General features: G+C 66.5%; 18 protein-coding genes. 5 read left to right on the top strand and 13 right to left on the bottom strand.

What is annotated here, in order from left to right; all coding sequences use genetic code 11:
- Positions 1-10: 10 nt before the first annotated feature.
- The 13 genes from ACFUEJ_RS05140 to ACFUEJ_RS05080 all read right to left on the bottom strand — a co-directional run bounded on the left by ACFUEJ_RS05140 (position 11) and on the right by ACFUEJ_RS05080 (position 14,380).
- Positions 11-2,134, bottom strand: a complete 2,124-nt coding sequence (locus ACFUEJ_RS05140; RefSeq protein WP_388027914.1) for a heavy metal translocating P-type ATPase — start codon at positions 2,132-2,134, stop codon at positions 11-13.
- 341 nt (positions 2,135-2,475) lie between these two features.
- A complete protein-coding gene (locus tag ACFUEJ_RS05135; RefSeq protein ID WP_223259067.1) occupies positions 2,476-3,171 on the bottom strand; it encodes a hypothetical protein in 696 nt (231 codons plus the stop codon).
- Complete coding sequence (locus tag ACFUEJ_RS05130) at positions 3,171-4,130, bottom strand: hypothetical protein (RefSeq protein ID WP_388027911.1); 960 nt, start codon at positions 4,128-4,130, stop codon at positions 3,171-3,173. The genes ACFUEJ_RS05135 and ACFUEJ_RS05130 overlap by 1 nt, the downstream gene beginning before the upstream one ends.
- Positions 4,094-5,527, bottom strand: a complete 1,434-nt coding sequence (locus tag ACFUEJ_RS05125; protein ID WP_058253545.1) for an MCE family protein — start codon at positions 5,525-5,527, stop codon at positions 4,094-4,096. The genes ACFUEJ_RS05130 and ACFUEJ_RS05125 overlap by 37 nt, the downstream gene beginning before the upstream one ends.
- Positions 5,527-6,810 (bottom strand): MCE family protein, encoded by a 1,284-nt coding sequence (locus ACFUEJ_RS05120; RefSeq protein ID WP_058253546.1) that lies wholly within the window; start codon positions 6,808-6,810, stop codon positions 5,527-5,529. Before ACFUEJ_RS05120 ends, ACFUEJ_RS05125 begins: the two co-directional genes overlap by 1 nt.
- Entirely contained in the window at positions 6,807-8,081 is a 1,275-nt protein-coding gene (locus ACFUEJ_RS05115; protein ID WP_078113626.1) for an MCE family protein, read from the bottom strand. Before ACFUEJ_RS05115 ends, ACFUEJ_RS05120 begins: the two co-directional genes overlap by 4 nt.
- Before the next feature lies 1 nt (position 8,082).
- The gene (locus tag ACFUEJ_RS05110) at positions 8,083-9,303 is read right to left on the bottom strand and encodes an MCE family protein (protein ID WP_078113625.1); all 1,221 of its coding nucleotides are present in this window, start codon (positions 9,301-9,303) and stop codon (positions 8,083-8,085) included.
- On the bottom strand, positions 9,300-10,358 hold the full coding sequence (locus ACFUEJ_RS05105; protein ID WP_078113624.1) for an MCE family protein: 1,059 nt from the start codon (positions 10,356-10,358) through the stop codon (positions 9,300-9,302). Before ACFUEJ_RS05105 ends, ACFUEJ_RS05110 begins: the two co-directional genes overlap by 4 nt.
- The gene (locus tag ACFUEJ_RS05100) at positions 10,351-11,472 is read right to left on the bottom strand and encodes an MCE family protein (RefSeq protein WP_078113654.1); all 1,122 of its coding nucleotides are present in this window, start codon (positions 11,470-11,472) and stop codon (positions 10,351-10,353) included. Before ACFUEJ_RS05100 ends, ACFUEJ_RS05105 begins: the two co-directional genes overlap by 8 nt.
- Before the next feature lie 57 nt (positions 11,473-11,529).
- On the bottom strand, positions 11,530-12,381 hold the full coding sequence (locus ACFUEJ_RS05095; RefSeq protein ID WP_004022039.1) for an ABC transporter permease: 852 nt from the start codon (positions 12,379-12,381) through the stop codon (positions 11,530-11,532).
- A 3-nt stretch (positions 12,382-12,384) separates the two neighbouring features.
- Positions 12,385-13,149 (bottom strand): ABC transporter permease, encoded by a 765-nt coding sequence (locus ACFUEJ_RS05090; RefSeq protein ID WP_065629749.1) that lies wholly within the window; start codon positions 13,147-13,149, stop codon positions 12,385-12,387.
- 63 nt (positions 13,150-13,212) lie between these two features.
- Complete coding sequence (locus ACFUEJ_RS05085; RefSeq protein ID WP_388027906.1) at positions 13,213-14,103, bottom strand: 3-oxoacyl-ACP reductase; 891 nt, start codon at positions 14,101-14,103, stop codon at positions 13,213-13,215.
- Between the two features lie 82 nt (positions 14,104-14,185).
- Positions 14,186-14,380: a ferredoxin gene (locus ACFUEJ_RS05080; RefSeq protein WP_065629750.1), complete on the bottom strand. Its 195-nt coding sequence runs from the start codon at positions 14,378-14,380 to the stop codon at positions 14,186-14,188.
- A 147-nt stretch (positions 14,381-14,527) separates the two neighbouring features.
- On the opposite strand from ACFUEJ_RS05080, the gene ACFUEJ_RS05075 reads away from it, so the two are divergent.
- From ACFUEJ_RS05075 to ACFUEJ_RS05055, 5 genes are all read left to right on the top strand, one after another.
- A complete protein-coding gene (locus ACFUEJ_RS05075) occupies positions 14,528-15,730 on the top strand; it encodes an acyl-CoA dehydrogenase family protein (RefSeq protein ID WP_058253575.1) in 1,203 nt (400 codons plus the stop codon).
- Positions 15,731-15,898: 168 nt separating this feature from the next.
- Positions 15,899-17,023, top strand: coding sequence for an acyl-CoA dehydrogenase family protein (locus ACFUEJ_RS05070; RefSeq protein ID WP_388027902.1), 1,125 nt, complete (start codon positions 15,899-15,901; stop codon positions 17,021-17,023).
- Positions 17,020-18,552, top strand: coding sequence for an AMP-binding protein (locus ACFUEJ_RS05065; RefSeq protein WP_388027899.1), 1,533 nt, complete (start codon positions 17,020-17,022; stop codon positions 18,550-18,552). The genes ACFUEJ_RS05070 and ACFUEJ_RS05065 overlap by 4 nt, the downstream gene beginning before the upstream one ends.
- Positions 18,553-18,731: 179 nt before the next feature.
- On the top strand, positions 18,732-19,142 hold the full coding sequence (locus ACFUEJ_RS05060) for a hypothetical protein (RefSeq protein ID WP_058253553.1): 411 nt from the start codon (positions 18,732-18,734) through the stop codon (positions 19,140-19,142).
- 1 nt (position 19,143) lies between these two features.
- Positions 19,144-20,526, top strand: a complete 1,383-nt coding sequence (locus ACFUEJ_RS05055) for a hypothetical protein (RefSeq protein WP_137810438.1) — start codon at positions 19,144-19,146, stop codon at positions 20,524-20,526.
- Positions 20,527-20,838: the final 312 nt, after the last annotated feature.

The following is a 20,838-nucleotide window of genomic DNA, read 5'->3' as shown; positions in this document are numbered from 1 at the left end:
TAGCGCTGCCCTACCTGCGCCCGGATCGGTTTCGGATGGAACCGGGACGCAGATCGAGTCGACGCAGCAGCTGTGCGTTCAGCGCCACGACCACCGTCGAGGCGGACATCAGGATCGCGCCGACACTCATGGGCAGGACGAACCCGATCGGCGCCAGGATCCCGGCCGCCAACGGCACCGAGATGAGGTTGTAACCCGCTGCCCACCAGAGGTTCTGCGCCATCTTCCGGTAGCCGGCACGCGACAGCTCGATGACCGACAGGACCGATCGCGGATCAGAGGAGGCGAGGATGACGCCGGCCGAGCCGATGGCCACGTCGGTGCCGGCACCGATCGCGATCCCGACGTCGGCCTGCGCGAGTGCGGGGGCGTCGTTGACGCCGTCGCCGACCATCGCGACGCGACGACCTTCGTGCTGCAGGTCCGCGACGATGGCGGCCTTGTCCTCGGGCCGGACCCCGGCGTACACCCGGTCGATGCCCAACCGGCCGGCGACATCGTCGGCCACCGCCTGCGCGTCGCCGGTGATCATCACGACCTGCACGTCGAGAGCGTGGAGTTCGTCCACGGCCACACGCGACTCCGGACGGACCTCGTCGGCGAGCCGGAACGCCCCCACGACACGATCGTCGACGAGCACGTGCAGGATGATCGCCCCCTGCTCCCGCCACGACGACGCGACGGGCAGTTCGTCGAAGCCGTGCTCGGCGAGCAGGTTGGGTCCACCCACCCGGACCCCGTGGCCGTCGACGGACGCGGACACCCCCACCGCGGGCGACGATGAGAAGTCCTGTGCGACGGGCAGATCGATTCCCTCATCTCGAGCGGCCCGCACGATCGCCGAGGCCAGCGGATGCTCACTGCCCGTCTCCGCGGCGGCCGCGAGGGTCAGCACTCGACGCCGGTCCTGCCCGGGAGCCGGTTCGAGCTCGAGGACGGTCGGTTCTCCCTTCGTCAGGGTGCCGGTCTTGTCGAAGAGCACGGCGTCGACGTTGCGCATCGACTCGAGGGCGAGCCTGTCCTTGATCAGGACCCCGGCACGCGCGGCCCGCTCTGTCGCGATGGAGACGACGAGCGGGATCGCGAGCCCCAACGCGTGGGGGCATGCGATGACCAGCACCGTGATCACGCGAACGACGGCCTCGTCGGGCGATCCGACCGCGGTCCAGGCGATCGCGGTGAGCACCGCGGCGCCGAGTGCGAACCAGAACAGCCACCCGGCCGCGGTATCGGCGAGTCGTTGGGCCCGTGACGACGATGCCTGCGCATCGGCGACGAGGCGTCCGATCCCGGCCAGCGCGGTGTCGTCGCCGGTCGCGGTCACGCGGACCCGCAGTCCGGAATCGGTCGCGACGGTGCCCGCGACCACGACGTCACCGACCTCCCGCCGAACGGGTGCCGACTCCCCGGTGACCATCGACTCGTCCATGCTCGCCGAACCGTCGACGATGGCGCCGTCGGCGGGCACGGACCCGCCGGGCCGGACGACGACCACGTCGCCGACGACCAGTTCCTCGGGAGATACCGAGATGATGTCGCTGCCCACGACCTTCTCGGCCTCGTCCGGAAGGAGCGCGGCGAGTGAGTCGAGAGCCGATGTCGTCCGGGCCAGCGAGCGCATCTCGATCCAGTGGCCGAGCAGCATGATCACGACGAGCAGTGCCAGCTCCCACCAGAAGTTCAGGTGGTGGTCGAACAGGTGCAGCGTCGAACCCCAGGACGCAACGAAGGCGACGGTGAGCGCGAGGGAGATCAGAAGCATCATCCCCGGGCGACGAGCTCGGAGCTCGGCGGCCGCGCCGACGAGGAACGGGCGCCCGCCCCACAGGTAGAGAACTGTGCCGAGCAGCGGTGACACCCACCGGACCCACTCCGCGTCGGGCAGACCGTAGCCGAGTATGTCGGCGAACATGTCGTTGAAGGCCACGGTCGGGACCGCCAGCACGAGCATGATCCAGAACAGTCGCCGGAACTGCGCGACGTGGTCGCCGTGGCCCGCATGGCTGGCATGTCCGCCGTGGCCGGTGTGATCGGCGCGCCCCTCGTGGCCGTCGTGCCCGGGATCGACCTGGGGGCGGTGCGCGTGGTCGGCCGGTGCCGGCGTTGTCGGTGGATGGTCGTGGTGCGTGTCCATGAGGTCGAGGATATACCCCCCTAGGGTATCCACGCCAGTGGTACGTCTACCCGGTAGTGGTATTGCCGGGCCGTCTGTAGACATGGAACGGCCCCCGCACCGCCCTCGAAGGGCCTGCGCCGACCGGACCGGGTCGGGATGCGGGGGCCGGGTGACCACCTGGTATTCGCTTGCGCCGACCGGCGGGAATCCCGCCTCGGTGCGACACGAATGCCACACGGTCAACTGCTAACGGATGGTCACCTCACATGTCCGATGAAAAATCACTATCAGACCACCTCCTTCCTTGTGTACCCGCGAACGTACGCCCGATTCGGGCGGGCCGCAACGGATTAAGGCGGTCAGGGAGTCGGCACCGGCGCCACGGACGGACCGGGAGCCGGGGACGGCGCACCGGAGGGTGCCGAACTCGGGCCGGGCAGCGGCTTCGCATCGGGCGGCAATGACTCGACGACCTCGATCTTCGATCGGAACGTGTCGTCGGTGATCACCTCGATCGAGTTGATCATCCAGCGGTCGCCCTCACGTTTCATGTCGAACGTCAGCCGCGACGGGTTGATGCTCACGAGTTCCTTGTTGCCGCGGGTCACCGACTGATTCATGAAGATCAGGACCTGCGAGGTGTCCGCGGTGTTGGTCACCACACCCGCGTCCTGGATCGTCACCTCGGACACCACCGACTGCTTGCGCACCTCGGCGGCGAGATTGTTGTCGGTGATCAGCTTCGTGTACTCCGGCTTCGCCGGCCCGGTGAGCACACTCATCGACTGATCGATGTGCTCGGTGACGTTCTCGGCGTTGTACCCGAACATCGTCGTCGCATAGTCCCGGGCCGCCGCCAGCGACGATGCGCGAGCGTCCTCGACCGCGCGGCCCTGGGTGAAGCGAAAACCGAGAAATGCGGTCACGGCGATCGCGGCGACCAGCACCACGCCGAGTGCGATCAGACCCAGGCGCCCCTTGCGCAGGGCGAATCGAGATCCGGTCGACTTCCGTGCGGACTCGGATCGGGGCGCGGACTCGGAACGGGCCGACATCACGCCACCCACTCGAAGTCGGTCATCTTGAGGTCGCCGTTGATCCGCGTCATGTCCACCCGCCAGCGGAACACCTTCTCCTGTGACGGCACCTCGCCGTCGAGCGATCGCTGATGCCAGCCGAACACCATGATGACCGAGCCTTCGTCGGGTTCGGCCTTGGTCACCGCGGACGAGAGGATGAGCGAGCGGGTCTCGAGCTTGCCGTCCCGGACAAGGGCCGCCACCTGCTGGATGTTGTTCTCGACCTCCTGCTTGACCTTGCCGCTCGTGTCCTCTTGCACCGAGGTCAGCGTCTGGTCGACGGTGTCGGGATTCATGCTGGTGAGATTCACGAGAACCTGTGAGGCGAATGCCGAATACTCGGCGCGCAGGTCGTCGGTCCGGTCCTGGCGCGCGATCCCGAGCGCGAACACCACCGATGCGATGGCGCACACGACGATGACCACGAGCGCCACCACGACGCCCACGATCGCCTTCGCCGACCGACGACGATCGGACCCGCGATAACGGACGCGACGCTTGCCTTTCCGCGTCACCGCCGCCGACGACGCCGCGGCCGTCCGGGCGCGTCGACGCTCCCGGTAACCGACGGTCTTCTCGACCTCGGACGGGTCGGGCGCGATCTCCGCGGCGACGGACTCGGGCTCCGGCGCGGTGTCAGCCGCCGGGGAGGCCGTCGACGTCGCGTCCTGCGTCGGTTCCGCGGATGTCGGTGAGGCGCTGTCGACGTCTTCCGCCGCGGTGCCGGGCTCGTCGACCGGCGGCACCGGTGCGGCCGGCTTCGACGGCTTCTTGCCCGCCGGACGTCCACGCCGGATCGGCGCCGACCGCACGGGCCGCTTCGCATTCCGGCGATCGACCGAACCCGCACGATCCGCGCCGCTCCGACTCGGGGACGTCGTGCCGGGACCGTCCGGCGTCACGGGGTGACCGTCCCGCTGATCATCGTCTGCCATGTACTGCTCTGTTCCTGCTCATCACTGCCGGCCCCGGCGTTGTAGGTCTTCCCGTCGGGCCCGATGAAGTCACCCGAGTCCGGGTCGTAGGTCGTCGCATACACCGCGGGCTCCGCGTCGAAGTCCTTCGGTGTGCCGGGTGTCACGGTACCGGAGGACGCCGGCTGCCATTTCAGGCCGAACGGCAGCCCACTCTGGAACGGGTCGACCGAGCCCGGTTTCGGTACGTAGCCTGTGGCACACTCTGCGGGGGTGGGTGCGCGACGGCCCGGAAACTCCGCGCACGGATAGTTACGCGCACCGCGGACGGCGATGTTGGAGTTCTGCGGCACCCGGCACAGCATTCCCGGCGGGAGCTCCCGGGCGGTCTGCACCGACGGCCAACGCCAGTCCTCCTTGGGGAGGAAACCGATGTTGCACGGCGGCCGGTCCTGGAAACCGAGCGAGAAGTTCACGTTCGGACCGAACCGGTTGGTGCCGGTGTTCACGGCCGTGATCAACGAACTGACCAGTCGCGGATAGAGAACGAGCACCTGCTTCCAGTTCGGCAGGTACACCACCTGGGTCTTGGCGATCGTACCGAGGTTCGACACGAGCAACGGGTACGACGCACCGAGGGATTCGAAGAGTTCCTGACTCTTCGACGCGGTCGACGGCCCCTTGCGCAGGATGTCGCCGATCTCGGGCCGGTTCGCCCGCAACTGATCGGTGAACGCGGTGACGTTTCTTGTCCAGGAACGGATGTCGTCGGCCGTACGTGACTGGGTTGCCAGCAGTGGTGCGCCCTGTTCGACGAGTTGGATTGTCGTGTCGGTGTTCTTGTTCGCCTCGTCGACGAACAGCACCATCGAGTCCAGCAGGCGCTGCAACGCCTCCCCGGTGCCGTTGAACGCGATGAACGCCTCGTCCATCAGCGACCGCAAACGGGTGTCACCGATCTCGGCCAGCAGGCGGTCGGCCTGGTCGAGCATCGCCGAGATCTCCACCGGGACCTCGTCGGTCGACACCGTCGCGCCGTCCTGCAGGTATTCGCCGGACTCGCCCGCCTCGGGATCCGGCGTGAACTCGACGAACTGCTCACCGATCGCGGAGACGCTGCGCACCGACGCGGTCGACGAAGCCGGGATCTCCGCGCTGTTCTCGATCGTCAGCACCGCTTCGACGCCGGTGTCGGTCAGCTGCACGGAGTCGACCTTGCCGACGTACACGCCGCGGTAGCTGACGTTCGCGTTCTGGTACAGCCCACCGCTGGTGGGCAGCAGCAGCTGCACCTGGTAACTGCCGACCCCGAACATCGACGGGATGCGGATGTAGAACAGCGCCATCACCACCATCGCGACCACGGTCACGATGGCGAAGATCATCAGCTGCATCCGGACGAATCTCGTGATCTTCATCAGCGGCCACCTCCCGCGGCCGGGACTGCCGCCGGCGTGGTCGGCGAGACCCGCGGGACCATGTTCGCCGGAATCGGTTCGGCCGAGTCGGGCACGCGTTCGCCGCCCGGTTGCAGGGGCGCGATGAACGGGTTCAGTCCGCGCGCGGCGGCGCCTGCGGGCCGTCCGAAGACGCCCTCGGGGCCGGTGACGCCGAGGCTGGCGAACATGCTCTTGCTCAGTCGTTCGACGGTGAGGTCGAGCACCAGATCGGAGTTCACGTAGTCACCCTTGACGATCTGTCGGATCGTCGGCTCGTAGAACGGGAAGGTCAGCAGGATGTTCAGCGATTGAGTCATCGCGGGACCCGCGGCCTGGAGCTGATCGAGGGCCGGTTCGATCCCCTCCACGATCGTCACGATGTCCTCGGAGTTGGCGTCGAGGATGTCGTTGGCGGTCTTCGACAGCGTCGCGACCGAACCGAGAGTGTCGAGGAACTGCTGACGCTGGTCGACGAGCAACTGCAGGATCTGCGGGGCGTCGGCGAGCGCCCGCTCGATGGTGCCCTTCTGCTCGTTCATGGTGCGCGACAACCGGTCGAGTCCCTCGGTCGCGCGGATGATGTTGCCCTTCTGCGCATCCAGATCGGCGACGAGGGTGTTCAACCGCGGGATGAGCTCCTTGATCTGCTCCTCGCGTCCGCCGAAGACGTCGCTCATCTCGTGCACGATGTCGCCGATCTGCGACAACCCACCGCCGTTGAGGACCACCGACAGCGAACTCAGCACCTGCTCGGTACTGGGGTAGGTACACGCCGACACCTGTTGTGCCGCATTAATGTCGGGCACCGCGGGCACCGACGGGTCGGTCACGATGTTGGACTGCTCGGGACACTTGGTCAGGGGGATCTGGTCGCCGGGTTCGAGCCGGCCGCCCTCGGGCTCGGCCGGTTGCACGATCTCGAGGTGCGTCGAACCCAGCACACTGGTCAGCCCGACCATGACATGCGAACCGCGCGGGACGATCACCCCGTCGTTGAGCCGCATCGTGACGAGCGCGTTCCAGTCCTGGACCTCGATGTCGCCGATGCTGCCGACCGTCGCGTCGTCGATGAGCACCGGCGCGTTGTTGACCAGTCCGGCCGCCGACGGGATGACCGCGGTGATCTCGTAGGATTCACCGCCGGTACCTTCGGCTCCAGGGACCGGGAGCGAGTTGGGGCCGTCGAAGGAACATCCGGCGAGGACGAGCGCGAGGCTCGCCGCGCCCACGATGAGCGAACCACGGGGTCGTACCGACCTCATCGCTCACCCCCGAACGGCACCAGCAGATCCTCGAGCGGGCTGCCCCGGTTGTCACGACGGGTCTCGTTGTCGAGCCGGGTGACCCCGGCATTCGCACGAGCCCGGACGCTCGCGTTCTGGTACTCGAGCTGGCTCGGCGTGGCGTTGCGACCCTGCACCGGATTGGTCAGGAACGGTGGGTAGTTCATCGAGATCGACGACAGGACCGGAGCCAGGATCTCCACACACTTGTCGACATCCGCCATCGTCGATCCCGGCCGCTTGGTGGATTCCATGGTTCCGCACAACAGAGTGATGAGATTTGTTCCCATCCCCAAACCGAAGACACCCGACAGGGATCCCGAAAGCGGGTTGTAGATGTTGTAGAAGTTCGCGAGCTGGTTGGGCGCCGAATGCAACACGCCACGCACCTGTTCGTCCTTGTCCGCCACGATCTTCGTACTCGCGGCCAGACGCTCCACCGATGACGACAGCGCCGTCTGATTGGTGTCGATGAAGGTCTGCACATCGGTCATCGCCGCGTCGAGACCTTTGAGCGCCTCATCGAGCTCGGTCGTGTTGTCCGCGAGCACGGAACTGACCGAGGCGATCCGGCCGTTGAACTGCACGAGTTGCTCGTGGCTTCCCGACAATGCATCGGTGAGTTTCTGAAGACTCTGGATGGTGGCGAACAGGTCGCCGCTGCCGGCTGCGAGGGTGCCGATCACGTCGGACACCTCCCGGATCGACGCGTTGATCGCCTCGCCGTTGCCCTCGAGATTCTCGTCGAAGACGTTCACCGCCTTGGCCGCCGAGCCCGGATCGGCCCCTTGCGGACCGATGGCCTCGGTGAGTCGGGTGAGCTGGGCCTTGATGTCGTCCCACTCCATCGGCGCCGCGGTGCGGTCCATCGGGATGTCGGCGCCGTCGGACATCTCCGGCCCACCGGAGTAGACCGGCGTCAGCTGTACGAACCGACCGGAGACCAGGCTCTGCGCGACGATGACGGCCTTCGCGTCCTGCGGGATGTCGACGCTCTTGTCCACGCGCAGTTCGACTTTCACGTCGTTCTCGCGCGGGGTGATCGCGGAGACGCTACCCACGTTCACACCGAGCACCCGGACCGGGTCCCCCTTGTACAGACTGGCGACCCCGGCGAAGTAGGCGGTGAACGTATTCGTCGTCGACTTGGTGAACACCTTCCAGCCCACGAGGACCAGGGCGACCGCGAGAATCACGGCGAGTACCCCGAAGAGCACCTTGCGTCCGATGGACATACTTCCGACGGTCATGTCACCTCCCCCTCGTGGTCGGCGCGGGCGTGGGATAGGTCGGGCTGGGCAGTGGTCCGCGCGGCGTATCGCTACCCGCTGGAGGTCCCAGGCTCCAGCCCTGTGGAAGCAGCGGGTTGCCCGTGTACATCAGCGACTGCCACAGCTGCGGGTACCGACCGCGCAGGGCGTTGAGGAACACCGCGGTGTAGTCGCCGAAGGTGTTCACGCCGACGAGGGAATCGAAGTTCGGGCCCGACGCCACTGCTTCGCCGAGGGTGTTCGCGAACGGTCCGAGACGGTCGATCGTCTCCTTCAGCTCTTTCTCGTTGTCGGTGAGGATCGTCGCGACGCGGTCGAACTTCTGCAGCACGGGCGTCAGCTGCGCGTTGTTCTCGGCGATGAAGCCCCGCAGCTGAGCGGTGACGTCACCGATCCCCTTGATCAGCTGGTTGAGCGCGTAGCGCCGCATCTCGATCTCCCCGACGAGCGCGTTGGCGTCGATGAGCAACCGGTTGATCTGTTCGTTGCGGTCGCCGACGATCTTGCTCACCTGGTTGGCCTTGGCGAGCAGCGCCCGCAGTTCCTTGTCGCGGTCGGCGACCGCTTTCGACAGCCGGGCCACCCCGTCGACCGCGCCCTGGACCTGATCGGGGGTCTCGGAGAAGGTGATGGTCAGGGTGTTCAGTGCCTCGTTGAGTTGGTCGGTGTCGGTCTCGGCCACGGTGTCGGTCGCACCTTCGAGCGCATCCTGCAGCGAGTACGGCGAGATCGTGTTGCCGACCGGGATCGAGCCACCGGGCTTGATCCGGTCGCCACCGTGCGGGATGACGGTGAGGTTGCGCCGGCCCAGCACGGTCTCGGTCCGGATCGCGGCCTGGGAGTCCGCACCCATCTCGACGGTGTCGTCCATCCGGAATCCGACCTTGACCTTGGTCCCGTCGTCGGTGCCGGCCAGTTCGATCGACTCGACGGTGCCCACCTGGACGCCGGAGACGGACACGATGTCGCCCGTGGTCAGCCCGCCCGCGTCGTCGAAGTAGGCGCTGTAGGTGCTGATCGGCGAGATGTAGGGCAACTTGTCCATCTGCATGGCGGTGATGACCACCAGGCCGATGACCACGATGCCGATGACGCCGACCTGGGCACGGCTGCGTTGCCCGCGCTTCTCCTCACGGGCGACGTCGGCCTCGTCGGACTCGGATCTGCGGCTCGAGAACATGCCGCCGAAGGGAAGACTCATGAGCCGTCACACCTTCCGCCGGCCGTCGTGGAGTTGCCCATCACGTTGTTCGATGTGTACAGGATGGTCTGGCCACCGGGCGCCGGGAGCATCAACCGGATGCGGCAGAAGTAGATCTGCAGCCAGGCACCGTAGGAACCCAGGTTCGACAGCGTCTTGTAGTCCTCGGGGAGTCGGGAGATCAGGTTGCGGATGAAGGGTTCCGCGGCGAGCAACTCCTCCGAGACCCGGCCGGTGTTGGTCACCATCGACTGCAGGGTGGGCCGTGTGGTCCCCAGGAGGTCCGCGAGGCCGTTGGTCACCCGCGAGGTCTGCGTCAGTGCGTTGCCGACGGTGCTCTTCTGTTCCGCCAGTCCGGTGACCAACTGCTGCAGCAGGTCGACGCTGGTGTCGAGGCCTTCGCGATCGCCGTCGAGCGTGGCGAGGGTCGTGTTGAGGTTGTCGATGACGTCACCGATCAACTGGTCGCGGTCGGCGAGGGAGTCGGTGAACGACGCGGTGTTGCCCAGCAGGGTGTTCAACGCCCCGCCCTGGCCCTGGAACACGGCGATCAGCGAACTGGTGAGCGCGTTGGCGTCGTCGGCGTCCAGAGTTCGGAACAGCGGCTTGAAGCCGCCGACGAGCTTGTCGAGATCGAGTGCGGGCTCGGTCTGTCCGACCGGGATCTGCGCGCCGTCGGCGAGGAAGGTCGACGTGTTGCCGGTCCCCTGCTGCAGCTCGAGATACCGGTCGCCGGTGAGGTTCTCGTACCGGATGAGTGCGCGGACCGATTCGGGGAGCGGGTACTGCTGGTCGACGCTGAAGGTGATCACGGCCTCGTTGGCGCGGTTCAGTTCGACGCCGCCGACGGATCCGACCTCGACGCCGGCGATCTTGACCTTGCTGCCGGACTTCATCGCCGACGCGCTGGTGAAGACGGCGCTGTACTCGTTCGACGAGCCGGAACGATAGCGGCTGAAGACGACGACCAGCGCGACGAACACCAGGACCATCACCACGGTGAAGGCGCCCAGCTTGATCAGGGTCGCGCGGAACGCGCGAGCGCGGTTATCCACGGGGCGGTTCTCCGAACAATATCTGGAACAGCTTCTGCGAGTTCGCCTTCGCCTTGGTTCTGGGCTGGTAGGGCTGCGGCGCGTTGTCGCCGACGTAGAACGGGGCGGGCACCGTCGTGGCGGGATCGCTGAGCCCACCGTCGCACGTCGGGGGGCCTTCGACGCCGACCCGGGGGAGGTCGTACGGGTAGGCGTAGGGGTCCCTACCGGGCAGCAGACCGGCGTCGAGCATCAGCATACCGTTGCGGCCGCCCATGAACGGCGCGGCGACCTCGGAGGCGATGGCGCCCGCGGTGAGGAAGCACTTGATGCCCGGCGAGTTGTAACCGAGCAGCGCCGCAATGGGATTCAGATCCGACAGCGCACCGATGAGGGTCTTCTTCGTCGGTGCGATGACGCCGTCGATGGTGTTGGCCATCCCGGTGGCGTTGATCAGCAGCGCGTCGAGGTTGGAGGTGTTGTCCACCAACGTGTTCCCGACGGTGGTGAAGTTGTCGACGGTGCGCATCAGGTCGGGCATCGAGTCGGCGTAGACGTTGGTGACCGTCGCGCCCTTGCGGAACAGCCGGTTCAGCGCCGGCAGATGCGGATTGGTCTTGCCGAGCAGCGCCGTCAGCTGTTCGAGCGCGACACCGATCTCCTCGCCCTGCCCCTGCAGTGCGGTGTTGATCGCACCGAGCGTCGCGTTGAGCTTCTCCGGCTGCAGCTGGGCGAGCACCGAGACGAGTTGCTGGTACACGGTGTTCAGCTCGACGACCACCCGGTCGGCGGGGATCTCCGCACCCGCGGTCAGCGTGCCCTCCGGCTCGCCCGGCACCACGAAGTTCACCGCCTTCGCACCGAAGATGGTGTTCGACTTGATGTCGGCGGCCACGTTGGCGGGAATCTTCGCCATGTCGGCGTCGGCGATGTCGAGGGTCAGGATCGCATCGCCGCCGCGCTCGGTGATCTCGGCGACGCGGCCCACCTCGACACCGCGCAGTTTGACCTTGGCGTCGGGGTTCATCACCAGTCCCGCGCGGGGGGCCACGAGGGTCACCTGCTGGGTGCCCTTGAAGGCACCGAGGAACGACGCGCTCGCCCCGATGATCAGGGCCAGCAGCACCGCGACCATGACCACCGCCGCCGTCCGGCGGGTGGCCCGTGAACGTTCTTGTCTCCTGCTCATCTGTCAGCCCGCCAGGTTGAACTTGCCGTCGGCGCCATAGATGGCGAGGGAGGTCAGCAGTGTGATCACGACCACAACAACGAGGGACGCGCGGACCGCGTTCCCGACGGCGACGCCGACGCCGACCGGCCCGCCCGAGGCGTTGTAGCCGTAGTAGGTGTGGATGAGCATGACGGCCACCGCCATGCAGATCGCCTGCACGAACGACCACAAGATGTCCGACGGGATGAGGAACGTGTCGAAGTAGTGGTCGTACACACCGGGTGACTGCCCGTACAGGAAGACCGTCGCCGATCGGCTGGCGAGGAACGACGCGAGCGACGCCAGCGCGTACAGCGGGATGATGGCGATCAGGCCGGCGATGATGCGCGTGGACACCAGATACGGGATGGACGAGATCGCCATCGTCTCGAGCGCGTCGATCTCCTCCGACACCCGCATGGCGCCGAGCTGCGCGGTGGCACCGGCGCCGATGGTCGCGGCGAGCGCGATCCCGGAGATCACCGGCACGGCTATGCGCACGTTGATGAACGCCGAGAAGAAGCCGGTGAGCGCCTCGACGCCGATGTTGGCCAGCGAGCTGTACCCCTGGACCGCGATCGTCCCGCCGGTGAACAGGGTCAGGAACCCGACGACCACGACGGTGCCACCGATCATCGCCAATGCGCCGGTGCCCATGGAGATCTCGGCGATGAGCCGCAGGGTCTCCTTCTTGTAGTGCTTGATCGCGCGCGGGATCGACACGACGCTGTCCCAGTAGAACAGCGCCTGATCGCCGATCTGATCCCAATCCTCGCCGGCGCGCTTGACCGCGACCCGCGCGGTCCGGAACCGGGTGGTGAACGGAAGTACCATCACTCAGCCCGCCGTTGCCTTGAGACCGACCGCGGTGACCACGACGTTGACGACGAACAGCGCCATGAACGAGTACACGACGGTCTCGTTGACGGCATCGCCGACGCCCTTCGCGCCACCCTTGACGTTGAGGCCCTGATAACAGCCCACCATTCCGGCGAAGAGGCCGAACAGTGCTGCCTTGACCATCGAGATCATCAACTCGCCGAATCCGGTGAGGAGGGTCAGGTTGGCCACGAACGCACCGGGATTCACGTCCTGGAGATAGACGGAGAAGATGAACCCGCCGCCGATGCCGATCGTGCAGACGAGGCTGTTCAGCAGCAGCGCCACCCCGGTGGAGGCCACGATCCGCGGCACCACCAGACGATGGATCGGGTTGATGCCGAGCACCTTCATCGCGTCGATCTCTTCGCGGATGGTCCGGGCGCCGAGGTCGGCGCAGATCGCGGTGGCGCCGGCACCGGCGACGATCAGCACGGTGACGATCGGGCCGATCTGGGTGACGGTGCCGAGAGCGGCGCCAGCGCCGGACAGGTCCTGCGCGCCGATCTCGCGCAACAGGATGTTCAGGGTGAAGCTGACGAGAACCGTGAACGGGATGGCGACCAGGAGGGTGGGCACCATCGACACGCGGGCGATCGCCCAGGACTGTTCGACGGTCTCCCGCCACTGGAACGGACGGTGGAACAGCTCGCGCGCCGACTCGACGCCGAGCGCCACGAAATCACCGATTCCACTGAGGGGTGTGGCCAGTTTGCTCAGCATCGCCCAACCCGCTTCACCCTCGCACCATCGCGAAACCTATCACGCACAATCGAGCAGAATTGGTCAGTTGACCAGAGCGCTTGCCGAGAATGTGCGTCCCGGATCGCGGTCGGCGAAGTGTCCCGTCAGGGTCTTCGCGAGGTCCTCGGCGGACCACGCATCACCCTCGGCGACGAAGACCTCGTCGACGGTCGGCGCGGCCATCAGGGTGACCTTGGGACCGTAGACGACGAACACCTGGCCGGTGACGGCGTCGGAGTCGGGGCCGGCGAGGTAGGTGACCAGCCGCACGACATGCTCGGGATCGAGAGGGTCCACTCCGTCGGTGGGTGCGTCGCCGAAGACGGCGGCGGTCATCGCGGTCCGCGCCCGCGGGCAGATCGCGTTGGCGCGCACGCCGTATCGCTTGAGGGCACGCGAGGCCGACAGCGTGAGTGCGGTGATACCCGCTTTCGCGGCGCCGTAGTTGGCCTGCCCCTCGGGACCGAGGAGCCCGGCCTCCGACGCGGTGTTGATGATCCGGCCGTACACCGGACCGCCCGCCTCTTTCGAGGCAGCGCGCCAGTGCGACGCCGCGTTGCGCGTGAGCAGGAAGTGGCCGCGCAGGTGGACGCGGATCACCAGGTCCCACTCGTCGTCGGTCATGTTGAACAGCATCTTGTCGCGCACGACGCCCGCGTTGTTCAGGACGATGTCGAGCGAGCCGAGTCGGTCGGTCGCCGCGGCCATGATCGCGGTGGCGGTGGCCGAGTCACCGATGTCACCGGGCACCGCGACCGCGCGGCCGCCTGCTGTCGTGATCGCGTCGATCACGTCGCTCTGCTCGAGCGCCGCGGGGAGGTCGTTCACGACGACCGCGGCCCCCTCGGCAGCCAATCCGATGGCCTCCGCACGCCCGAGACCTGCACCTGCACCGGTGACGACCGCGACGCGACCGTCCAACGTGTAACCCACCCGATTTCCTCCTGAGCTAAAACTAGAACCTGTTCTAGCATGATTCGCGAATGGATGGAACAGATCGGAGTTTTCGCTCGGGTCAGTCCTCGACGACGGTCAGCGCCGACTTCGGACAGTTGGCGGCGACCTGACGCAGTTCCTCGACACGGTCCGCGGGGATGTCTTCTTGGAGAATCACCAGGTAGTCGTTGTCATCCAGATCGAAGAAGTCCGGAGCCATCCCCACGCAGATGGCGTTGGACTCGCAGAGGTCGAAATCTGCCTTGATACGCATCGGAACCGTCTCCTCGTCGATAAGTCACCTGTTGACTGGGCTGTGAGAACAGGTTAGAACGTGTTTCAGAAGTGCACGAGCACTTCGTCTGTCAACTTGACCATAAGCCGGGACCGGACGCTAGCCGATCCACCCCTTGGAGTGTCGATGCGCATCGCCTATACCGACCAACAAGCCGAGCTCCGAAGGGAACTCCGCGACTACTTCTCCGGCCTCATGACCGAGGAACGTCGTGCCGCCCTGTCGGGCGGCGACGGTGAACTCGGCGAGGGCGACGCGTACCGTGACGTCGTCGCGCAGATGGGCGCCGACGGCTGGCTCGCCCTGGGCTGGCCCACCGAGTTCGGTGGCCAGAACAGGTCGATGATGGACCAGCTGATCTTCACCGACGAGGCGGCGATCGCGGGTGCACCCGTCCCGTTCCTCACCATCAACTCCGTGGCGCCGACGATCATGAACTACGGGTCGGACGAGCAGAAGGCGTACTTCCTCCCCCGGATCGCGGCGGGCAAACTGCACTTCTCCATCGGGTACTCCGAGCCGGGCGCCGGCACCGACCTCGCCGCACTGCGGACCACCGCGGTCCGCGACGGCGACGACTACGTCATCAACGGCCAGAAGATGTGGACCAGTCTGGTCGCCTACGCCGACTACATCTGGTTGGCCTGTCGCACCGATCCGTCGACGCTGGAACCGGGCGGCAAGAAGCACAAGGGCATCTCGATGCTCATCGTGCCCACCACCGCCGAGGGCTTCAGTTACACGCCGGTGCACACCATGTCGGGGGTGGACACCAGCGCGACGTACTACCAGGACGTCCGGGTCCCCACGTCGTCGATCGTCGGCGAGGAGGGCGGCGGGTGGCCGCTGGTCACCAACCAGCTCAACCATGAGCGGGTCGCGCTCTGCAGCGCGGCGCCGATCCAGACCGCCCTGCGCGAGACGATCGCGTGGGCTCAGCAGACCAAGACCGGCGACGGGCATCGGGTGATCGACGCCCCATGGGTGCAGCAGAACCTGGCCCGCGTCCACGCCAAGGTCGAGTTCCTCAAGCTGATCAACTGGAAGATCGCCTCGGTCGCGAGTTCCGGCGGATCGCCGAGCCCGGCCGACGCCTCCGCGACGAAGGTCTACGGCACGGAGTTCGCCACCGAGGCCTACCGACTTCTCATGGAGGTCGTCGGACCGGCCGCGACGCTGCGAACCGGAAGCACCGGCGCGCACCTGAACGGTCGCCTGGAGCGGTTCCAGCGCACGTCGCTGATCCTCACGTTCGGCGGCGGCACCAACGAGATCCAGCGCGACATCATTGCGATGCTCGCCCTCGGCCTGCCGCACCAGCGCAGATAGCCCCGACCGCTGGTTGAGCAGCCAGCGAGCACGCCCCCGCTGGTTGAGTAGCCCCGAGCGAGCGCAGCGAGCACCCGCCCCACCCGCTGGTTGAGTAGCCCCGAGCGAGCGCAGCGAGCACGCGGCGTATCGAAACCACCAACCGCACCCCGAACCTGGAGACCCACCATGGACTTCTCGCTTCCCGAATCCGGCGCCGACGTCCGCGGGCTGGCCCGCGACATCGCGACGTCGATCAGCACCCCCGAGCGGGTCGCCGAACTGGAGACGGCTCGTGCCGCGCTCGACGCGGACCTGTGGCGCGAACTCGGCGGCGCCGGACTCCTGGGCCTCGAGTTGTCCTCCGAGACCGCCGGGGATGCCGGCGGCGACCTCGGGATCGTCGAGAATGCGCTCGTGGCAACCGAACTCGGACGCGTGCTGGCCCGCGTACCGTTCGGTCCGCACGCGATCGCCGCCCTTCCGGTGATCGCCACGCACGGCTCGTCGGCACTCCGGGAGCGGATCCTCGGGTCCGGGGCCACCGGCGACTCGGTGCTCACGGTCGCGGTCGAGGAGGACCTGGCCACCGACTTCACCTCGCCCGCAACCACCTTCTCGTCCGACGGTGGCCTGACCGGCGTGAAGGTCGACGTCCCCTACGCCGAGGCCGCGGACATGTTCGTGGTCACCGCGTCCGGACCCGACGGTGTCGTCGCGGTGGTCGTGGCCGCCGATGCCCCGGGCGTCGTCGTCACCCCGACCCCCGCCACCGGGCTGATCCCGTCGGCGCAGGTCGAATTCGACGGCACGCCGGTGTCCGACGACGCCGTTCTCGACGGCGGCGCCGACACGGCCGCGACGCTCATCGCGCGTGCGACCCTGGCCTGCTGCGCCGAACAGACCGGCATCGTCGAACGCGGCCTCGAGCTCACCGCCGAGTACGCCCGCGAGCGCGAACAATTCGGCCGCGCCATCGGGTCGTTCCAGGCGGTCGCCCAACGTCTCGCCGACGGGTACATCGATGCCCAGGGGCTAACACTCACGACGACGCAGGCGGCCTGGTTGCTCGACCATTCGACCGGCCACACCCCGGAGCTGCAGAATGCGGTCGCGACCGCCAAGTTCTGGGCCGCCGAGGCCGGGCACCGGGTGGCGCACACGGCCGTCCACGTGCACGGTGGTGTCGGCCTCGACACCAGTCACCCGGTCCATCGTTACTTCCTGCGCGCCAAGCACAACGAGTTCGCATTCGGTTCCGCGACCGCCTCGGTGCGGGCCATCGGAGCCGAACTGGCCGCCACGCCGGCGTGAACCGACCGGTCGCGGCGACGCACGCCTCGACGGTCGCCGATCTGCTCGCTCCGCTGATCGAGGTCGACGACCGCGGGGTCTGGTTCGAAGACGAATTTCGCTCCTGGACCGATCATCTCGCCGACGCGGCGCTGCTGGCCGGGGCGTTGCGCGGCCGGTTGTCGGATGACCGCCCGCGTCACGTGGGCGTGCTGCTGGCGAATACGCCGGTGTTCAGCGCGCTCTTCGCCGCGGCGGCACGACACGGATTCGTGCTGGTCGGCCTGAACACCACCCGCCGCGGCGACGCGCTCGCCGCCGACATCGCCCGTGCCGAATGTCAGATCGTGCTGTGCGGCGACGACACCCGGCATCTGCTGGACGGCCTCGGCCTGGGCGGAACCCGCGTCGTCGATGTCGATTCGCCCGAATGGGCGGCCGCGGTGGCCGCGGGTGAGCCGGCACCCCTTGCCGATGCGTCGCCGGACGACCTGCTGATGCTGATCTTCACGTCGGGGACGACCGGCGACCCTAAGGCCGTGCGGTGTACGCACCGGACGTTCGCGACCAGCGGTCCGATGCTGGCCGAGCGCTTCGGTATCGGGCCGGACGATGTCGCGTATCTCTCGATGCCGATGTTCCATTCCAACGCGATGATCGCCGGGTGGTGCGTCGCGGTGGCGGGCGGGGCGTCGATCGCGTTGCGGCGCAGCTTCTCCGCGCGTGGGTTCGTCGACGACGTCCACCGGTACGGCGTGACGTACGCCAACTACGTCGGCAAACCGATGCACTACATCCTCACGACCGATCCGCGCCCCGACGACGCGGCGAGTCCACTGCGGATCATGTACGGCAACGAGGCATCCGCCCGCGACCGGCTCCGGTTCTCCGAACGCTTCGGCTGCCGCGTGATCGACGGATTCGGATCCACTGAGGGCGGCGTGGCCATCACGCGCACCCCCGACACACCCGATGATGCCCTGGGCCCACTGCGTGAACCGACCGCGGTCGTCGACGTCGACACCGGCGAGCCTGTTCCGGCCGGCGTGATCGGTGAGATCGTGAACCTCTCGGGGCCCGGCCTTTTCGCCGGCTACCACAACGATCCCGACGCCACCGCGGACCGCATGCGCGGCGGGATCTACCACACCGGCGACCTCGCCTGGGTCGACGACGCCGGTTACCTGCACTTCGCCGGACGTCTCGGCGACTGGTTGCGCGTCGACGGCGAGAACATCGGCACCGGCCCCATCGAGCGAATCCTGCTGCGTCACCCGACGATACGGCAGGTCGCGGTGCACGGCGTGCCGGTCGAGATCGGTGACGAGATCGAGGCGGTCCTGGTCGCCGACGTGCTCACGGCCGACGACTTGAGCCAGTTCCTCTCCGCGCAAGAAGATCTCGGCCCGAAACAGTGGCCGCATCGGGTGCGGCTCGTCGACGAACTCCCCGAGACCGCGACCTTCAAGACCGTCAAACGCCTCCTGGCTTCCGATGCCACCCCGCCCACCTGGCGTCGGGACGGTCGGGTCTATCGCGCCGCGACGTAGGCTCCCTCCCACGATCCGTATGACGTTGTGACCGGTTTCCGGGCATCACGTCATACGGATCTTCTGCGCCCCTGTGGATGGCGCTCCGCGTTCGCGATCGTCACGCACTACGTTGACAGCGCACAGTTCTGGTATGCGCTGATCGTGCTAGCTTCTACGCACACTCTCGGGGGGAGACGATGGCAGATCTGACCGTAGATCCGGCAGCGCTGGTCACAGCCGCTATGGAGATCCAACAGTGCGCTTCGAACATCGGGGGGTTGCACCTCAGTGCAGGACTGGGGACCACCTACGCGACCCAGACGTTCGGCGGCCTCGCCGGCTCCTTCCGAGGCGCGACCGACGACATGAGCGATATCGCGAGCTCCGGTGATTCGCAGATCAAGACGTCGATGTCGAATGCTTCGAAGGCAATCTCTGCTTTTGCTGAGTTGGTGATCAACGCCCGCGACACCACCGTCGACACTGATCAATCCGGAGCAAACCGCATTTCGAGCGCGATCGCCTTCCCTTCGAGGACCGGCCCACTGACGGACCACCCAGTTCCGCTCGAAATTCTCCTGGGCGTCACGGAGAGGGGACCGCGGTAGCATGCCGCCGAGCTACAACGAGGTCACGGCATGGACGCCTGATCAACTCCGGTTCATCGCCAATGGACTCTTCGCTATGAAGGCTCGTCTCGACGCCGAGGCACCCAAGGCTGGAAACCCAGTCCTTAACCTGACGGGTGCGGAGTGGACGGGTAAGGCCAGAGGACCAGCCGATGACCGAGCGGAGGCCATCACACGCTGGCTCCGCGGCGTCGCGGACGAATACGGCGATCTCGCCGATGCGATGAACCGCGGCGCGTTTTCCATCGAAGGAGCAGTCACCGCCCTCGAGAACGGGACAACGTCATCAGAGTCCCAGGGTTATGTGCTGAATAGGGGAAGCCGCGAGTACGAGGTGACCTTCGAGAAAGCGAAGGCTCCGCCGGGCGCCGAGTACGACGCGAACGTCGCCTTTCAACATCAAACCGCCTTGCGCAATCTCGGTATAGCTGCGGACCAGGCGGTGAGCGACACGAGCGCAGCCGTCAACTCCGCTTTGGCTGCACTTGGCGGCATCACCCCGGTTTCGATCGCCACGTCCAGCGGGTCGATGACGCGCGCGGCGAATCAAGTGGACGCGTTCCGGGAAGTCTACGGACGCGTCCCGGTCAGCGAGAACGACTGGCGAATGGCGGCCGCGTTGGATCCGCACAGCTACAACCCGAAAAACAAGGGCGTTCCGCCGGTTGTCAGCATTATCAAGATCAATCCTGTACCTGGGCAGGGAGTAGTGGCCACGGGTTTGTTCATTCCGATCGACAAGGTCATCGCAGGCCCTGGGTGGATGAAGTTCAACAGGAATCTCGGAGACGACCGAGGCTTCGATCCGAACTTCTCCCCAGAAGACACCCGCGTGTCCTATTTCATCGATTACGAGAACGGCGTGATCGTGGCACGTCAGAACCCTTCCTGCGATGACAAAGGCAATGTCAAAACCGGAACTCCGTCGGTGCAGGCAAGCCAGCTACCCGATGGAACGGTTGCAATTGCATATGACGGTTGGGATCCGCTCGCACCTCCTGGGCCAGAAAAAGTTGGCTGGTCCGTCAATGGCCAGACCATTGTGACGCCCGGCCAGGGCGGCGCTCGAGTGTCGGGCGAAGCCACGGATTTCCCTTCCATGGAGACCTACCAATACCTTCCCGATGGCCGGACTCAAGTCTTACACCAAGACGACGCAGGCGACCACCACGAGACAGGTCCAATGGCGAATCTCCCCCTCCACCACGATTACGGCGACTACAAAGACGATTTGGATCGCTTTCCGACCGAAACGTATGTGTCACCCGGAAATCACTCGTATCCAATCGACCTTGGCGATATCACCGGAATGACTGATCTGGGTGACCCGGAGAATCCCCCTGTACTCAAAGGAGTTCGATGAGACATTTTGAATTTGCTATTCATCCTCTAGAGCAATACGAAGCGAGCTGAGTCTCGTGTCGTCTTCCACCGAGAAGCCAGCTGATCCAGACGCTCGCACAGGCCAAACCATTTTTGCGGCCCAGACAGCGATAGCAGTCCTCGTCATGATCGCCATGTTTGTGGCACCCGCTGTGCCTGGTCTGTGGTCAGCGACCATCTCTCGTGTACTCGTCGCAGTTGCTGCCCTCACGACGTCGTTCGTTCTCTACTTCTTCAGCAACTCGGCGCGGGGATGGGCGGCCGTGATCGCGGTAGCCACGTGTGTCAGTGG

The sequence above is a fragment of the Gordonia sp. NPDC057258 genome, assembly GCF_042668985.1.
Lineage (GTDB): Bacteria > Actinomycetota > Actinomycetes > Mycobacteriales > Mycobacteriaceae > Gordonia > Gordonia hongkongensis.
Note: the sequence above shows the minus strand (reverse complement) of the source record. Positions and strands in the feature narration are given on the sequence as shown.

Coding starts and splice junctions, on each gene's coding strand:
- ACFUEJ_RS05075 (WP_058253575.1), top strand. CDS start 14,528: ATGCGCATCGCCTATACCGACCAACAAGCCGAGCTCCGAAGGGAACTC.
- ACFUEJ_RS05115 (WP_078113626.1), bottom strand. CDS start 8,081: ATGACCGTCGGAAGTATGTCCATCGGACGCAAGGTGCTCTTCGGGGTA.
- ACFUEJ_RS05125 (WP_058253545.1), bottom strand. CDS start 5,527: ATGAAGATCACGAGATTCGTCCGGATGCAGCTGATGATCTTCGCCATC.
- ACFUEJ_RS05110 (WP_078113625.1), bottom strand. CDS start 9,303: ATGAGTCTTCCCTTCGGCGGCATGTTCTCGAGCCGCAGATCCGAGTCC.
- ACFUEJ_RS05100 (WP_078113654.1), bottom strand. CDS start 11,472: ATGGTCGCGGTGCTGCTGGCCCTGATCATCGGGGCGAGCGCGTCGTTC.
- ACFUEJ_RS05135 (WP_223259067.1), bottom strand. CDS start 3,171: ATGTCGGCCCGTTCCGAGTCCGCGCCCCGATCCGAGTCCGCACGGAAG.
- ACFUEJ_RS05080 (WP_065629750.1), bottom strand. CDS start 14,380: ATGCGTATCAAGGCAGATTTCGACCTCTGCGAGTCCAACGCCATCTGC.
- ACFUEJ_RS05090 (WP_065629749.1), bottom strand. CDS start 13,149: ATGCTGAGCAAACTGGCCACACCCCTCAGTGGAATCGGTGATTTCGTG.
- ACFUEJ_RS05095 (WP_004022039.1), bottom strand. CDS start 12,381: ATGGTACTTCCGTTCACCACCCGGTTCCGGACCGCGCGGGTCGCGGTC.
- ACFUEJ_RS05070 (WP_388027902.1), top strand. CDS start 15,899: ATGGACTTCTCGCTTCCCGAATCCGGCGCCGACGTCCGCGGGCTGGCC.
- ACFUEJ_RS05120 (WP_058253546.1), bottom strand. CDS start 6,810: ATGAGGTCGGTACGACCCCGTGGTTCGCTCATCGTGGGCGCGGCGAGC.
- ACFUEJ_RS05060 (WP_058253553.1), top strand. CDS start 18,732: ATGGCAGATCTGACCGTAGATCCGGCAGCGCTGGTCACAGCCGCTATG.
- ACFUEJ_RS05140 (WP_388027914.1), bottom strand. CDS start 2,134: ATGGACACGCACCACGACCATCCACCGACAACGCCGGCACCGGCCGAC.
- ACFUEJ_RS05130 (WP_388027911.1), bottom strand. CDS start 4,130: ATGGCAGACGATGATCAGCGGGACGGTCACCCCGTGACGCCGGACGGT.
- ACFUEJ_RS05055 (WP_137810438.1), top strand. CDS start 19,144: ATGCCGCCGAGCTACAACGAGGTCACGGCATGGACGCCTGATCAACTC.